This window comes from Cellulomonas sp. P4_D11, assembly GCF_056401915.1.
The window spans coordinates 63,930-79,128 of sequence record NZ_JBFUIK010000010.1; the positions used below are offsets into that span (position 1 = coordinate 63,930).

Annotated in this window: 14 protein-coding genes and 1 tRNA gene; 9 read left to right on the forward strand and 6 right to left on the reverse strand. The window is 72.9% G+C overall.

Annotated features, from left to right (window positions below; all coding sequences use genetic code 11):
• Positions 1 to 2: 2 nt before the first annotated feature.
• Positions 3 to 878, reverse strand: coding sequence for an MOSC domain-containing protein (locus tag AC1DT4_RS08485; RefSeq protein WP_477089344.1), 876 nt, complete (start codon positions 876 to 878; stop codon positions 3 to 5).
• Positions 879 to 1,038: 160 nt separating this feature from the next.
• On the opposite strand from AC1DT4_RS08485, the gene AC1DT4_RS08490 reads away from it, so the two are divergent.
• Positions 1,039 to 1,779 (forward strand): phosphatase PAP2 family protein, encoded by a 741-nt coding sequence (locus tag AC1DT4_RS08490; protein ID WP_477089400.1) that lies wholly within the window; start codon positions 1,039 to 1,041, stop codon positions 1,777 to 1,779.
• Here AC1DT4_RS08490 and AC1DT4_RS08495 read toward each other — a convergent pair.
• Together AC1DT4_RS08495 and AC1DT4_RS08500 are read right to left on the reverse strand one after the other, a co-directional pair.
• A tRNA-Val gene (locus tag AC1DT4_RS08495) sits at positions 1,739 to 1,812 on the reverse strand. The genes AC1DT4_RS08490 and AC1DT4_RS08495 overlap by 41 nt on opposite strands.
• Before the next feature lie 60 nt (positions 1,813 to 1,872).
• Complete coding sequence (locus AC1DT4_RS08500) at positions 1,873 to 2,343, reverse strand: peroxiredoxin (RefSeq protein ID WP_477089345.1); 471 nt, start codon at positions 2,341 to 2,343, stop codon at positions 1,873 to 1,875.
• A 387-nt stretch (positions 2,344 to 2,730) separates the two neighbouring features.
• Here AC1DT4_RS08500 and AC1DT4_RS08505 point away from each other — a divergent pair, with 387 nt between their 5' ends.
• Entirely contained in the window at positions 2,731 to 4,617 is a 1,887-nt protein-coding gene (locus AC1DT4_RS08505) for a hypothetical protein (protein WP_477089346.1), read from the forward strand.
• A gap of 76 nt (positions 4,618 to 4,693) precedes the next feature.
• Here AC1DT4_RS08505 and AC1DT4_RS08510 read toward each other — a convergent pair whose 3' ends face one another.
• Complete coding sequence (locus tag AC1DT4_RS08510; protein WP_477089347.1) at positions 4,694 to 5,116, reverse strand: DUF3052 domain-containing protein; 423 nt, start codon at positions 5,114 to 5,116, stop codon at positions 4,694 to 4,696.
• Between the two features lie 169 nt (positions 5,117 to 5,285).
• On the opposite strand from AC1DT4_RS08510, the gene AC1DT4_RS08515 reads away from it, so the two are divergent.
• Positions 5,286 to 5,753: an LbetaH domain-containing protein gene (locus AC1DT4_RS08515; protein WP_477089348.1), complete on the forward strand. Its 468-nt coding sequence runs from the start codon at positions 5,286 to 5,288 to the stop codon at positions 5,751 to 5,753.
• Positions 5,754 to 5,956: 203 nt separating this feature from the next.
• Positions 5,957 to 8,701 carry a pyruvate dehydrogenase (acetyl-transferring), homodimeric type gene (aceE, locus tag AC1DT4_RS08520; protein WP_477089349.1) on the forward strand — a complete coding sequence of 915 codons (2,745 nt, stop codon included), beginning with the start codon at positions 5,957 to 5,959 and terminating at the stop codon, positions 8,699 to 8,701.
• A gap of 66 nt (positions 8,702 to 8,767) precedes the next feature.
• Here the strand turns inward: aceE and AC1DT4_RS08525 are convergent, their stop codons facing one another.
• Complete coding sequence (locus tag AC1DT4_RS08525; RefSeq protein WP_477089350.1) at positions 8,768 to 9,454, reverse strand: hypothetical protein; 687 nt, start codon at positions 9,452 to 9,454, stop codon at positions 8,768 to 8,770.
• A 134-nt stretch (positions 9,455 to 9,588) separates the two neighbouring features.
• Between AC1DT4_RS08525 and AC1DT4_RS08530 the strand changes: the two genes are divergently transcribed.
• From AC1DT4_RS08530 to AC1DT4_RS08550, 5 genes are all read left to right on the forward strand, one after another.
• The gene (locus AC1DT4_RS08530) at positions 9,589 to 10,884 is read left to right on the forward strand and encodes a PucR family transcriptional regulator (protein WP_477089351.1); all 1,296 of its coding nucleotides are present in this window, start codon (positions 9,589 to 9,591) and stop codon (positions 10,882 to 10,884) included.
• A gap of 88 nt (positions 10,885 to 10,972) precedes the next feature.
• Positions 10,973 to 11,965 (forward strand): ACP S-malonyltransferase, encoded by a 993-nt coding sequence (locus AC1DT4_RS08535; protein ID WP_477089352.1) that lies wholly within the window; start codon positions 10,973 to 10,975, stop codon positions 11,963 to 11,965.
• Positions 11,962 to 12,966 carry a beta-ketoacyl-ACP synthase III gene (locus AC1DT4_RS08540; protein WP_477089353.1) on the forward strand — a complete coding sequence of 335 codons (1,005 nt, stop codon included), beginning with the start codon at positions 11,962 to 11,964 and terminating at the stop codon, positions 12,964 to 12,966. The genes AC1DT4_RS08535 and AC1DT4_RS08540 overlap by 4 nt, the downstream gene beginning before the upstream one ends.
• Before the next feature lie 87 nt (positions 12,967 to 13,053).
• Positions 13,054 to 13,302 (forward strand): acyl carrier protein, encoded by a 249-nt coding sequence (locus tag AC1DT4_RS08545; RefSeq protein WP_055913595.1) that lies wholly within the window; start codon positions 13,054 to 13,056, stop codon positions 13,300 to 13,302.
• 77 nt (positions 13,303 to 13,379) lie between these two features.
• Positions 13,380 to 14,627 carry a beta-ketoacyl-[acyl-carrier-protein] synthase family protein gene (locus AC1DT4_RS08550; protein WP_477089354.1) on the forward strand — a complete coding sequence of 416 codons (1,248 nt, stop codon included), beginning with the start codon at positions 13,380 to 13,382 and terminating at the stop codon, positions 14,625 to 14,627.
• A 53-nt stretch (positions 14,628 to 14,680) separates the two neighbouring features.
• Here the strand turns inward: AC1DT4_RS08550 and AC1DT4_RS08555 are convergent, their stop codons facing one another.
• The gene (locus tag AC1DT4_RS08555; RefSeq protein ID WP_477089355.1) at positions 14,681 to 15,181 is read right to left on the reverse strand and encodes a DUF3145 domain-containing protein; all 501 of its coding nucleotides are present in this window, start codon (positions 15,179 to 15,181) and stop codon (positions 14,681 to 14,683) included.
• Positions 15,182 to 15,199: the final 18 nt, after the last annotated feature.

Sequence of the window (15,199 nt, forward strand, 5' to 3'; positions counted from 1 at the left end):
CGCTACCGGGCACCCGCCCGCGCCCCGACGACGTCGACCACGTCGCCGACGGCGATCCGCCCGGTCCGGACAGGGACCATCTGGATGCCGAACCACAGCTCGCCGTCCCAACGCCGGTGCCGGGCCAGGGTCACCAGCGGCTCCTTGCCCTTGACCTGGGTGTCGGGGTCGATCGTCGTCATCACGCAGCGCCCGCAGAGGTCGGCGAAGCGCAGCTCGACGTCGCCGACGACGAGTCCCGACCAGCGGTCCTCCGCGAACGCCTCGAGGTCGCCGTCGACCACGAGGTTGGGCCGGAACCTGCGCATGTCCAGCGGCTGCCGGGGCGCCGGGGCCGGTTCGCCGCGCGTGAGCGCCCGCTCGACGCGTTCGTCGTGGACCTCGGCCGCCCACGCGTCGAGCCGCGCCAGGGACGCCGTCGTCGTCACGTGCAACGGCCCGCTGTCGTTGAGGGACATCGGGTCGTCGAGGGTCCCGCCGTGCTTCTCGGCCATGCCTCGCCGGGCCGGGTCGTCGAGCCACAGGAGCCTCGCGGGACGGCCCACCAGCGCCGAGCACCAGGCGTCGGCCTCCGCGCCGGCGCGCGTGGCCGACTCGAGCCGGCTCATCCGCACGGGGACGTCGGCCGGCCCGGCCGGCTCGTCGACCACGAGCGTCGGCCGTCCCGGCGCGGTGAGCCGCACGCCGCCGTCCACGGTGGTCGCGCGGGCGCCGAGCATGGCCGGGTGCTTGCGGGCCGTGAGCGTCTCGCCGGACCCGTCGACGACCATCCAGCGGCGATCGCCGCGCGGCCCCGAGGTGTCCACGGTCATCTCGTCCGTCGGCGTCCCCGCCAGGGACTTCACCGGGTAGACGGTGAGCGCGGAGACGACAGGCATGGGCGGACCCTAACAACGACCGCGACCCGAGCCGCGAGGGCGCGTCGGGCCACGCCGCGCCGTGCGACCATTGGCTGCTCGGGGCATCTGTATCGGGGCGAAGGGCTGAGGGGTGCGAGGGATCGTCGGTCGGGGCGCGCGCGGGCTGCGAGAGCTCGCGATGCTGGTGCTGCTCTGGATCGGCTACACGGTCGTCCGGGCCACGGCCGGCACGGACGTCGCCGCCGCGCACGGGTCGGCGCTCAGGATCCTGCACCTCGAGGGCGCACTCCACATCGACGTCGAGCAGGCGCTCGACCACTGGGCGGCGAGCGTCCACGGCGTCGAGGTCGTCACCTCGTTCTGGTACGCGTCGCTGCACCTGGTGGTCACGGGCTGCGTGCTGCTCTGGCTCTACCTGCGGCACCCCGAGGCGTACCGCCCGCTGCGCACGGCCCTCGTGGTGGCCACCGGTGCCGCCCTCGTCGGCTACCTCCTGCTCCCGACGGCCCCGCCGCGGCTGGTGCCCGGGTACGTCGACATCCTGCAGCGCACCGCCGACGTCGGCTGGTGGCCCGGAGCGGGCGCCGGGGGGTCGGTGCCGACGAACGAGCTCGCGGCCTTCCCGTCCATGCACGCCGGGTGGTCGCTGTGGGTCGGGCTCGCCCTCGTCGTCGCGGCACGCACGCCCGCGGTGCGGTGGGCCGGCGCGTGCTACGCGCTCGGCACCGCCGCCGTCGTGGTGCTCACCGGCAACCACTGGGTGCTCGACGTCGTCGTGGGATGGGTCGCCGTCGCCGTGCCGGCGGTCGTTCTCCTGCGCCGGGCAGGTCTCCCCGCGCACCGGTCGGGCGAGAGCCGGGAGCCGGCGGACGACGTCGTGGGCCCGGCCGGTTTCGAACCGGCGACCTCCGCGGTGTAAGCGCGGCGCTCTGACCAGCTGAGCTACAGGCCCCGACGGACACCCGGCGCACCGGGCGTCTCGACGGGCGCACAGCCTACCGGGCGGCGATCCTCAGGCCGCGAGCTCCGCCAGCGCCTCGCGGTACGCGGTGAAGTCGCGGGCCCGGCCGGGAGGGTTGACCAGGCTCCAGCGCAGCACGCCCTCGGAGTCCACCAGGAAGCTGCCGCGCACGGCGAACCCCTTGACCTCGTCGAACACCCCGTACGAGCGGGCCACCTCGCCGTGCGGCCAGAAGTCGGAGAGCAGGTCGAAGCCGAACCCCTCCTGGGCCGCCCAGGCGCGCAACGAGTGCCCGGGGTCGCAGGAGACGACGAGCACGTGGACGCCGGCCGCCTCGAACTCGGCGATGTTGTCGCGCAGCTCGCACAGCTCGCCGGTGCACGTCCCGGAGAAGGCGAAGGGCACGAACACGATGACGACCGGACCGCCTCGCAGCCCGCTGAGGGTCACGGGCGTGCCGTGGGTGTCGGGCAACGAGAAGTCAGGGGCCGGTGCGCCGAGCGCGGGGGTGCTGTCTGCCATGCCGCGGACTGTAACAACCCACGACCACTCTTTCGTGGTGAGCGAAGTGTCCACATGCTGAACACGTCGCGCGCAGAGGCCAGACCCGTCCCCGTTGACGCCGGGACCGTGCGCGTGCTCCCCCCGTCGTCATGGCTCCCACCAGGCGTTCTATAACGTTTAGGTCACGGCTTATCACGCCCGTATCCCCGGTTTCAGGGCCAACCGGGTGAAGCAGACACGAGCGGCGCAAGTGGGCGACCTGGACATCCGATCTACTCGTAGGCACCATTCTTCCCAACTCGCTCGCAGGACGGTCGTCCAGCCGTCCAGCACGATCGGGAAGAGATGCCAGAACGACGCCCGTCCCACCGCCTGGCGGGGTCCCGCCATGACAGAGGAATGTGCATGCTGACTCGCTTCCGCAAGACCCTGGTTGCCGCCGCGATCGCGGCGGGACTCCTCGCGATCCCCCTGGCACTGCCACAGATGGCCTCGGCAGACACCCAGGCGTGCGCGCCGTCGAGGAGCGACCGGCTGATCCCGGGCGAGAGCCTGACGGCCGGCAAGAAGCTCACGTCGCTGAACGGCAAGTACACGTTCGGCGTCGAGGCCGACGGCACCGTGGCCATCCGCACCGCCGCCGGAGGTGCCCTGTGGAAGAAGGGCCCGTTCGGCACCGGCTCGTCGCTCTCGGTCGAGGCCGGCAGCGACCTGGTCCTCCGGGACAAGGCCGACGTCGTCCGCTGGCACACGGGCGTGCTGTCCGACTGCGCCGCCGTGGTCATCCTCGGTGACGGCAGGTTGGTCCTCGCCGAGAACACGACCGAGCTGTGGAGCGTCCCGTCCGCCCGCCCGAAGACCGTCGCGGTCGAGGGCTGGGACCCCGCGAAGCCGTCCACCACCGGCTGCGCCTCCCTCGGGGGCGACCGGCTCGTCCCTGGCCAGAGCCTCAAGACCGGTCAGCAGATCAGCTCGCCGCAGGGCGGGTGGGCGTTCGCGATCGGCGCCACCGGCGACCTCACCATCCGCTCGTCCTCGGGCGGCGCGGTCTGGAAGAAGGCCGGCGGGGCCGGAGCCCACCTCGACCTCACCACCGGCGGCGACCTGCGGTTCGTGAAGGCCGACGGCACTCTCGTCTGGCACAACGAGGTCTCGTCCCCGTGCGCCACGGTGGCGGTTCGCGAGAACGGCACGGTCGTCGCACTCTCGGAGGGCAAGGTCGTGTGGGGCATCCCCACCGCCAACGTCGCTGTCGCGCCGGCGCCGTCCCCCACCCCGACGCCGACGCCCACGGTGAAGCCGACGCCGACGCCGACCCCCACGCCGACGCCGACGCCCTCCACCGCCCCGGCACCGGCCAAGCCGACCGCGGCGCCGGCCCCGCCCCCTGCTGCCCCGGCACCGCCGGCCGCGCCGGGCTCGCGCAACGCGACCTACTACCCGTTCGCCTCGAACGCGCCGTGGAACATCGCCATCGGGTCGGGCGCCAAGTACGAGTCCGCCACGTCGCCCAGGACGAAGGACTTCCTGAGCGAGAACTCGGTCGTCAACCGCGCCAACTGGTCGATCGCCGTCCAGGTGGCCACCTCGAACGACCCGATCGCGACCGTCACCAACCTCAAGAACGGTGAGGTCTACAAGATCCGTGTCCCCCGCGACACGACGGCGACGACCGGCACCGACATGCACGTGGGCGTCATCCAGCCCGACGGCGTCACCGGCTGGGAGTTCTACAAGTTCACCAACGTCGGCACCGACAAGTGGACGACGACCCGCGCGGTGAAGACCGACCTGCGGGGCGACGGCATGGCCGACGGCGCGCGTGCCTCGGGCATCTCGTTCTACATCGGCCTGATCCGGGCGCAGGAGCTCAAGGCGCTCTCGATCAAGCACGTGCTGGCGATCGGTCTGCCGGACGAGCTGCTCAAGGACGGCCCCGTGTGGCCGGCGCGCACGCAGGACGCCAACGGCGCCACGGCCTACTCGGGCAACGTCCCGATGGGCACGATGGCGGCGATCCCGCCGGACGTGAACATCGACGCGATGAAGCTGACCCCGGAGGGCAAGGCGCTCGGCCATGCCCTGCAGGACTACGGCGCACTCGTCCTGGTCCGGTCCGGTACGGCCTCGCTCTTCTGCGAGCTGTCCTGCGACTCGGCACAGGCGAGCGCGGCGAACGCCGCCTTCGACCAGCTGTACCCGCTGATGCGGGTGGTCACCAACAACACGGCGGCGACGCCCGGTGGCGGCGGCACGCCGCGCCAGCCGGCCCTGCCGGGCCTCACGCAGTGACCCGGTGAGCTGACGGAACGACGAAGGAGGGGGTCCCGGCCGGGACCCCCTCCTTCGTCGTTCGTGCGGGAAGCTGTCAGCGCCCCCGGCCGCGCGCCCCGAGGCGGGTGGCGGACCAGTCGGGAGCGATGGAGAAGGTGCTCATCGCGTGCAGCCCGGAGGTCGTCGCGGCCTCCTCGATGTCGCTGTGCGAGACGTGCCCGGAACGGCCGGCCTTCGGCGTGAGCACCCAGATGGGTCCCCCGTCGTCCAGCACGGTCATCGCGTCCACGAGGGCGTCGGTGAGGTCCCCGTCGCCGTCGCGGAACCAGATCACGGCGCCGTCGGTGACGTCGTCGAACTCCTCGTCGACCAGCTCCGTGCCGGTGACGGCCTCGAGGCCGGTCCGCAGGTCGTCGTCGACGTCGTCGTCGTAGCCGAACTCCTGGATCACCTGACCCGAGGCGAAGCCCAGGCGGGCGGCCGCCTGCGACGCGCCTTCGTCCGCGGTGGATGACACGTCCGGACCGCTCCCTTCCCTCTCGGCGACCCCGTCGGGGGACGCCTGCTCATTGCCGCACACGCTAGCCCACCGCACCACGACGGGCGCACGCAAGACCTGCACGGATGATGGTGTCGGGCGGCCGCGTGCCGCTATGTTCGTGCTCCGCGGACACCCTGGAGGCCCGATGCGCCCGGAGACCCTCTGGTGGCTGTCGTGCCGCCTCCACTCGCGCCGGCTCACCCCGCTCGCCCGTGTGCTCAAGGCGCTGAACTTCCTCGTCTTCCACGCGGTCCTGCCCTACGAGTGCGATGTCCCGCGTGACGTGACCCTGTGGCACCACGGGCTCGGCACCGTGGTCCACCCGAACACCCGGATCGGCCACCGGGTCAAGATCGGTCACAACGTGACCATCACGGCCGGGTCGCAGGCACCGGGGTCGGACCTCGCTGTCGTGCTCGGGGACGACGTGGTGGTGGGCACGGGGGCCCTCGTCCGGCCACGGCGGGGCCACCGGCTGGTCGTCGGCGACGGCGCCCAGATCGGCGCGCACGCGGTCGTCGTGCGGGACGTCCCACCGGGGGCCGTGATGGTGCCGCCGGTGGCCGAGATGCGCGCCGGGACCTCCGCCGAGGCCCTCGCCGAGACCGAGTAGCGGCCGTCCACGGCCGACTGTCGTGGACGTCACGTGGACGTTCCTGGTACTCGGTGTGACTTTCTTGCCCTCGCGGACCGAGAATGGGTCGACTACCCGCACCCGTCGAGCCGCCCACCCAGGCGTGCCCAGCACGGGCCGGGCCAGATGCGCCGCCGATGCCGACCGGGCTCGTGCGCGCGGACGAGAAGCAAGGAGCGCTGGTGGCTTCGATCGACGAGACGGGACCGCTCATCGGCGGCCTGCTCAGCCAGGTGCCGGACATCGACCCGGACGAGACCGGCGAGTGGGTGGAGTCCCTCGACGGGCTCATCGACGAGAAGGGCGGCCCGCGCGCGCGGTACGTGCTGCTGAGCATGCTGCGGCACGCGCGTCAGCGGAACGTGGCCATCCCGGCCTCGCTCAACACGCCGTACGTCAACACCATCGCGGTGGACGACGAGCCGTACTTCCCCGGCGACGAGGCGCTCGAGCGCCGCTACCGCTCGTGGATCCGCTGGAACGCCGCGGTGATGGTCACGCGGGCGCAGCGCCCCGGGATCGGCGTCGGCGGGCACATCTCCTCGTACGCGTCGGTCGCGACGCTCACCGAGGTGGGTCTCAACCACTTCTTCCGCGGCAAGGACCACCCGGGCGGCGGTGACCAGGTCTACTTCCAGGGCCACGCCTCCCCCGGCGTCTACGCGCGCGCCTTCCTCGAGGGCCGCCTGTCCGCCCACCAGCTGGACGGCTTCCGGCAGGAGCTGTCGCACCCGGGCGGCGGCCTGCCGTCGTACCCGCACCCGCGCCTGGCCCCGGACCTGTGGGAGTTCCCGACGGTCTCGATGGGCCTCGGCCCGTCGTCGGCCATCTATCAGGCCTGGACCAACCGGTACCTGCACCTGCGCGGCATCAAGGACACGAGCCAGCAGGACGTCTGGGCGTTCCTCGGCGACGGCGAGATGGACGAGCCCGAGTCCCGCGGCATGCTGCAGCTCGCCGGCCAGCAGGGCCTGGACAACCTGACCTTCGTCGTCAACTGCAACCTGCAGCGACTCGACGGCCCGGTGCGCGGCAACGGCAAGATCATCCAGGAGCTCGAGGCGCAGTTCCGCGGCGCCGGCTGGAACGTCATCAAGGTCGTCTGGGGCCGCGAGTGGGACGCCCTGCTCCAGGCCGACAAGGACCGCGCGCTCGTCAACCTGATGAACACGACGCCGGACGGCGACTTCCAGACGTACCGCGCGGAGAACGGCGCGTTCATCCGCGAGAACTTCTTCGGCCGCGACCCGCGGACCAAGCAGCTGGTCGAGAAGATGACCGACGACGAGATCTGGGCGCTCAAGCGCGGCGGGCACGACTACCGCAAGATCTACGCCGCCTACAAGGCCGCCCGGGAGCACACGGGCCAGCCGACGGTGATCCTCGCGCACACCATCAAGGGCTACGGCCTGGGGTCCGGCTTCGCCGGCCGCAACGCCACGCACCAGATGAAGAAGCTCAAGGGCGACGACCTCAAGACGCTGCGCGACTCGCTGCACATCCCGATCACGGACGAGCAGATCGACGAGAACCCCTACGTCCCGCCGTACTTCCACCCCGGCGCCGAGGACGAGGGCATCCAGTACATGCTGGAGCGCCGCCGTCAGCTGGGCGGGTTCGTCCCCGAGCGGCGCACGACGCACAAGCCGCTGGTGCTGCCGGAGGACAAGGTCTACGAGAGCCTGGCGCGCGGTTCGGGGCACCAGGAGGTCGCCACGACCATGGCGCTCGTGCGCCTGTTCAAGGACCTCGTGCGGGACAAGGAGTTCGGCCACCGCCTGGTGCCGATCATCCCCGACGAGGCCCGGACCTTCGGCCTGGACTCGATCTTCCCGAGCGCCAAGATCTTCAACACGAACGGCCAGAACTACATGGCCGTCGACCGCGAGCTCATGCTCTCCTACAAAGAGTCCGAGTCCGGCCAGATCATGCACACGGGCATCAACGAGGCGGGGTCGGCGTCGGCGTTCCAGGCCGTCGGCACCTCGTACGCCACGCACGGCGAGCCGCTGATCCCGTTCTACTTCTACTACTCGATGTTCGGGTTCCAGCGGACCGGCGACCAGTTCTGGGCCGCCGGCGACCAGATGGCCCGCGGCTTCCTCATCGGCGCCACGGCCGGCCGCACCACGCTGACCGGCGAGGGCCTGCAGCACGCCGACGGCCACTCCCCGCTGCTGGCCGGCACCATGTCCCACGTCGTGCACTACGACCCGGCCTACGGGTACGAGATCCGGCACATCGTCAAGGACGGCATCGAGCGGATGTACGGCGAGGGTCACGACCGTGACCGCGACGTCATCTACTACCTCACCGTCTACAACGAGCCCATGCAGCAGCCCGCAGAGCCCGAGAACGTCGACGTCGAGGGCATCCTGCGCGGCATCCACCTGGTCTCCCCGGCCGAGGGCGACGGACCGCGCGCCCAGATCCTGGCGTCGGGCGTCGCGGTGCCCTGGGCGCTCGAGGCGCAGAAGCTGCTCGCCGAGGACTGGGGCGTCCGCGCTGCGGTGTGGTCGGTGACCAGCTGGAACGAGCTGCGTCGCGACGGCCTCGCTGCAGACCGGCAGGCGTACCTGCACCCGGGCGAGGAGGAGCGCGTCCCGTACCTCACGCAGAAGCTGCAGGGTGCCGAGGGTCCGTTCGTCGCGACGACGGACTTCGACCACCTCGTCGCCGACCAGGTGCGGGCGTGGATCCCCGGCACGTACGCCACGCTGGGGGCCGACGGCTTCGGCTTCTCGGACACCCGCGCGGCGGCTCGTCGGCACTTCAAGATCGACGGTCCGTCGACGGTGGTCCGGGTGCTGCAGCAGCTCGCCCGCACGGGTGCGGTGAGCCACGAGGCGCCCGCCCAGGCGATCGAGCGCTACCGCCTGTACGACGTCACGGCCGGCACGTCCGGCAACGTCGGCGGCGACAGCTGACCTGAGCGTCACGGCACGACGAAGGCCCGGGCTCTCCAGGAGCCCGGGCCTTCGTCGCGTCCGTCGTCAGGTGCCGGGGATCGTCTGCTCGGCGTGGGCGACGTCGCGGGCGAGCTCGCTCTTGAGCTCTGCCACCGCCTTCTGGTCCGGGTACAGGTCGAGCGAGGCGATGTGCTGCTTCGCCTCCAGCGGCCGGCCCGCCTCGATCGAGGCGAGGACCAGCTGGCGCGCGACCTCGGGATCGTGCTCGCGCGGACGCCAGTGGCCCACCCCGAGCCCGAGCGCGTCGACCGGGAGCCCGGCCTCGCGCAGCACGGCGAGTGCCGCGACGAGCGCGCGTCCGGAGGGGTCGCGCTCCGCGGCGGTGGTCAGGCGGCGCACGGTGCCCTCGTGGTCGTCGTGCACTGACAGGCGCGCGACCTCGATGAGCGGGTACCAGGCGCGCGGGTTGCCGGCGAGCTCCTCACCGAGGGCCCAGACGGCGAGGTCCGCGGCGCGCTGGCTCTCGTTCTCGTCGCTCGGTCCGGCGAGCGGGTCCTGGTCGGTGCTCGCCTCCGCAGCACGCCGCCGGACGATCTCGGCCAGCGCGACGAACGCGCGCTCGTTGTTCGGGTCGTCGCTGAGCATCGAGCGCAGGGCGTCCTCGTGGAGCGTGTCACCGCGGCGCGCGGCCTTCGTCGGACGGCGCGCGCCGACCCGCGAGGCCGAGGTCGGCCGTCGCATGAGCTGACGCAGACGGGGCAGAAGTGCCATGACGTGACCCTATCCGGTAGCGACGGAGCCCACCTGGCTGAGGAGATTCCTCACACACCGGACAGGGTCGCGTGCCGGGCCCCTCCGCGCATGGTTTGTCGACTTCCCACAAGGCCCGACCCTATGCTCGCCCCATGTCCAGCACCGCCCAGGGGACCGGCTCCGCCGCCCCGACCGAGAAGCCGGACGCCCCGACGGCGCCGGCCCGCGCCCGACGGCCCGCACCGACGCGCGGGCGTGCACCGGTGCTGGAGGCGCGGGGCGGCCCCGAGACGCAGCGCCGGGTGCGCGACAGCGCCGGGCTGCTGTCGGCGGCGGCGATGCGCAGGCTCGACGACGACCTCGAGTGGTACCGCGCGCTCCCCGCCGAGGACCGGTCGTGGGTGGGTCTGGTCGCGCAGGCGGGCATCACGGCGTTCGTCACCTGGTTCGCGGAGCCGACGCGCCCGCCCCACGGCGTCGGGGACATCTTCGCGGCCGCACCCCCCGAGCTGACCCGGTCCATCTCCCTGCAGCACACGCTCCAGCTGGTGCGCGTCGTCGTCGACGTCGTCGAGAGCCACAGCGACCGGCTCGCGGCTCCCGGCGACGAGCGCGAGGTCCGCGAGGCCGTGCTGCGCTACTCGCGCGAGGTCGCGTTCTCGGCCGCGGAGGTCTACGCCCGCGCCGCCGAGGTGCGAGGTGCGTGGGACGCCCGGCTGGAGGCGCTCGTCGTGGACGCCCTCGTGCGCGGCGACGTCGACGACGCGCTGCGCTCCCGCATCGCGGCGCTCGGGTGGAGCGGGCGGGGATCGACGCTGGTCATGGTCGGGACGACGACCTCCGCGCTCGACGACGTCCGGGCCGCGGAGCTGCGCCGGGCCACGCGCCGCGCCGCCGACGACGCCCTGGTGGGCATCCAGGGCGACCGCCTGGTCGTGTTCCTCGGCGGCGAGGGTGACCTCCGTACGGCGGCCGGCACCCTGCTGCCCCGGTTCGGGCCCGGACCCGTGGTGATCGGTCCGGTGGTCGGGGACCTCACGGACTCCGCGCGGTCGGCCCGCGCCGCCCTCTCGGGACTCCTCGCGGCGCCCGCCTGGGAGCAGGCCCCGCGGCCCGTGCAGGCCGACGAGCTCCTACCGGAGCGCGTGCTGATCGGCGACGTGACCGCGCGTACGGCCCTCGTCGCGCAGGCGTACGCACCACTGGCCGCGAGCCCGGGCTCGCTGCTCGAGACCTTGTCCGCGTACCTCGGCACCGGGCGGTCGCTCGAGGCCGCCGCCCGCACGCTCTACGTGCACCCCAACACCGTGCGGTACCGCCTGCGCCGGGTGTCCGACGTGACCGGGTGGGACCCGCTCGACGCCCGCGAGTCCTACGTCCTGCAGACCGCGCTGGCGCTCGGCAGGCTGGACGCGGCCGCTGCCGCCCCGACCGTCAGCGCGCGCTGACCGCTTGTAGGAGTCGTACAAGGGCGTCGGAGAAGGTTGGTGCACGCCGTGAGGCGGGTCGCCCCGTCCGGCCAGGCAGAGTGGTCGGGTGCTCGCAGTCGTCTGCCCCGGTCAGGGCGCCCAGTCCCCCGGCATGCTCGCCCCGTGGCTCGAGCTGCCGTCCGTCGCCGAGTCGATCGCGCGGGCCTCCCGCACGACCGGCCTCGACCTCGTCGCCCACGGCACCACCTCCGACGCCGACACCATCCGGGACACCGCCGTCGCCCAGCCGCTGCTCGTCGCGACGGCGCTGGCGAGCCTGCGCGCGGTCCTCGACCTCGACGCCGACGCCTCGCTGGCGGTCGCCGCACAGAAGGTGGCGGGCTTCACGGCGGGGCACTCGGTCGGCGAGCTCGCCGCGGCCGCGATCGCCGGCGTGCTGACGGACGACGAGGCGCTCCGCCTGGTCACGGTCCGCGGCGCGGCGATGGCCCGTGCGGCCGCCGTGACGCCGACGGGCATGTGCGCGGTGCTGGGCGGCGACCCCGACGAGGTCCTCGCGACCCTCGCGTCGCACGGCCTGGTCCCCGCGAACGTCAACGGGGGTGGACAGGTCGTCGCCGCCGGCACGCTCGACGCCCTGGCGGCGTTCGCGGCCGCTCCCCCGGCCCGTGCTCGGGTGGTCCCCCTGCAGGTGGCCGGCGCGTTCCACACCGAGCACATGGCGCCCGCGGTGGCGGAGCTGCGCGCGGCGGCCGACGACGTGAGCCCCGGCGAGCCGCAGGTGCGGCTGCTCACCAACTCCGACGGCACGGTGACCGCCTCGGGCGCACGCGCCCTCGAGCTCATCGTCGCGCAGGTGGCGAACCCGGTCCGCTGGGACCTGTGCCAGACCACCCTGCTCGAGCTGGGCGTCACCGGGCTGCTCGAGGTCGCCCCGGCGGGGGTGCTCACGGGGTTGGCCCGGCGTACGCTGCCCGGGGTCGAGACGGTCGCCGTCAAGACCCCCGCCGACCTCGACGCCGCACGTGATCTCGTCCGTCGGCACGCCGGAACCCCCGCACCCACCACCCGGACAAGCAGCCTGGAGAACCCGTCGTGACCCGTCCCACCCTCACGCAGGCCACCGGACCGGCGCACACCCGCATCCTCGGCCTCGGGGGCGTCCGCGGCGAGCGGGTCGTGCCCAACGACGAGCTGGTCGGGCCCATCGACTCCTCGGACGAGTGGATCCGGCAGCGCACCGGCATCATCACGCGTCGTCGCGCCGAGGCGGGCACCGACGTGCTCGACCTCGCGGAGGCCGCGGCGCTGCAGGCGATCGCGAACGCGGGCCTGACCGGCGCGGACATCGACGTCGTGATCCTGTCGACCGTCACCTACTTCCACCAGACGCCCGCCGGCGCCGCGGTCATCGCGGACCGCATCGGGGCGACCCCGGCCGCCGCGTTCGACATCTCGGCCGCCTGCGCCGGCTACTGCTACGGCATCGGCCAGGCCGACGCCCTGGTCCGCGCCGGGACGGCCCGCCACGTGCTGGTCATCGGCGCCGAGAAGATGAGCGACTTCATCGACCCGACCGACCGCTCGATCTCGTTCCTCTTGGGCGACGGCGCCGGAGCGGTCGTCATCGGCCCGTCCGACACACCCGGCATCGGCCCCACGATCTGGGGGTCCGACGGCAGCCAGGCGCAGGCGATCCGGCAGACGCACTCCTGGCTCGCGACGCGCGACGAGGGCGCCGGCTGGCCCACGCTGCGCCAGGAGGGTCCCAGCGTCTACAAGTGGGCCGTCTGGCAGATGGCGCCCGTCGCGCAGAAGGCCATGGACGCGGCCGGCGTGACCGCCGACGAGATCGAGGCGTTCATCCCGCACCAGGCGAACATGCGGATCATCGACCAGATGATCAAGACGCTGAAGCTCCCGGACACCGTCGTCATCGGCCGCGACATCGCCGACACCGGCAACACCTCCGCCGCGTCGATCCCGCTGGCCACCGAGCGACTGCTGCGGGAGGGTCAGGTGTCGAGCGGCGCGCTCGCCCTGCAGATCGGCTTCGGTGCCGGTCTGGTGTACGCAGCCCAGGTCGTCGTCCTGCCCTGAACAACCGAGGTACGACCCCCCGGTTGTACCGTTCGTCCGACCCCACCGCTTCACCACCGAAGCACCACCCGACACGAGGAGACACCGATGGCGTACAGCGAGCAGGAGATCCTGGCCGGCCTGGCCGAGATCGTCAGCGAGGAGACCGGGCTGCCCACCGACTCCGTCCTGCCCGAGAAGTCCTTCACCGACGACCTCGACATCGACTCGCTGTCGATGATGACGATCGTCACGCTCGCCGAGGAGAAGTTCGACGTGCGCATCCCCGACGACGAGGTCAAGAACCTCGCCACCGTCGGCGACGCCGTCACGTTCATCACGGGCGCGCAGGCCTGAGCCTGAGCGACCTGGTCGGTCCCGGGCCGCGACGCCCGGGACCGACCATCCCTCTCGACCGCCGACCTGGAGCACCGATGAGCCACGTACCCGACGTCGTCGTCACCGGACTGGGAGCCACCACGCCTCTCGGCGGGGACGTCCCCAGCACCTGGGCCGCCGCCCTGAACGGCGAGTCCGGCGCGCGGCGCTTCGACAACGACTGGGTCGAGCGCTTCGGGCTTCCCGTCGAGTTCGCGGCGAGCATCAAGGTCGACCCGAGCGAGGTCCTGGCCCGGCCCGAGCTGAAGAAGATGGACCCGTCCGCGCAGTACGCCATCATCGCGGCGCGCGAGGCCTGGGCCGACGCCGGCTCCCCCGAGGTCGACGGCGACCGGCTGGGCTCCGTCGTGTCCTCCGGCATCGGCGGCATCCGCACGATCCTGGACGCGTGGGAGGGCCTGCTCGCCAGCGGCAACGCGCGTCGGGTCCTGCCCATGACCGTGCCGATGCTCATGCCCAACTCCCCGACGGCCTACGTGTCGCTCGAGTTCGGCGCGCGCGCCGGGGCGCACGCCGTCGTGTCCGCCTGCGCCTCGGGCGCCGAGGCCATCGGCTACGCCGTCGAGATGATCCGCACCGGCCGCGCCGACGTCGTCATCGCCGGCGGCACCGAGGCGTCGATCCACCCGATGAACGTGGCCGCGTTCGCCGCGTCACGCACGCTCTCGCTGCGCAACGACGACCCCGAGCGGGCCTCGCGCCCCTACGACGTCGACCGCGACGGCTTCGTCATGGGCGACGGTGCCGGCGTCGTCGTCCTGGAGAGCGCCGAGCACGCCGCCGCCCGCGGCGCCCGCGTCTACGCCCGCATCGCCGGCGTCGGCCTCTCCGCCGACGGGTACCACATCACCTCCCCGGAGCCGAGCGGCGCCGGTCAGATCCGGGCCATGCGCCAGGCGCTCGAGGAGTCCGGGATCGCGCGCATCGACGTCGTGCACGTCAACGCGCACGCGACCTCGACCGTCGTCGGCGACCTCATCGAGGCCCGGTCGATCCGCGGGCTGCTGGGCGACGAGGCCGACCACGTCGCCCTCTCGGCCACCAAGTCGATGACCGGCCACCTGCTCGGCGGCGCCGGTGCCCTGGAGACGATCTTCACGATCCTGGCGCTGCACGACCGGCAGGCACCGCCGACCATCAACGTCGACAACCCCGACCCCGAGCTCGTGCTCGACCTGGTCCGCGACAAGCCCCGCGCCCTGCGCGACGGCGACATCGCGGCGGTCAACAACTCGTTCGGGTTCGGCGGCCACAACGTGGCACTGGTCGTCGCGTCGGTCTGACAGCACAGGAACGGCCCGCCTCCCCGGGGAGGCGGGCCGTTCCTGTCGTGTCCTCAGCCGACGCGGTGCAGCCAGCGCACGGGGGCGCCGGCACCGGCGTACCGGAACGGCTCGAGCTCGTCGTCCCACGCCTGCCCGAGCGCGAGGTCGAGCTCGGTGCGCAGGCGCTGCGGGTCGGCGGCGTGCTCGAGCGCGGCCCTGATGCGGTCCTCCGGCACGACGATGTTGCCGTGCACGTCGGTCGCGGCGTGGAAGATCCCCAGCTCGGGCGTGTGGCTCCAGCGGGAGCCGTCGACACCGTGGCTGGCCTCCTCGGTGATCTCGTAGCGCAGGTGCGCCCAGCCGCGCAGGGCCGACGCGAGGCGCGCCCCCGTGCCCTGGGGGCCCTGCCACGAGTGCTCCGCGCGGTAGAAGCCCGGACCGGCCGGCTGCGCCGTCCAGTCGAACGAGGCGCGCGTACCCAGCACGTTGCCTGCCGCCCACTCCACGTGGGGGCACAGCGCACGCGGCGCAGAGTGCACGAAAAGTACACCGCGGGTGATCGCACCTGCCATGTCGTCCTCCTGATCGGG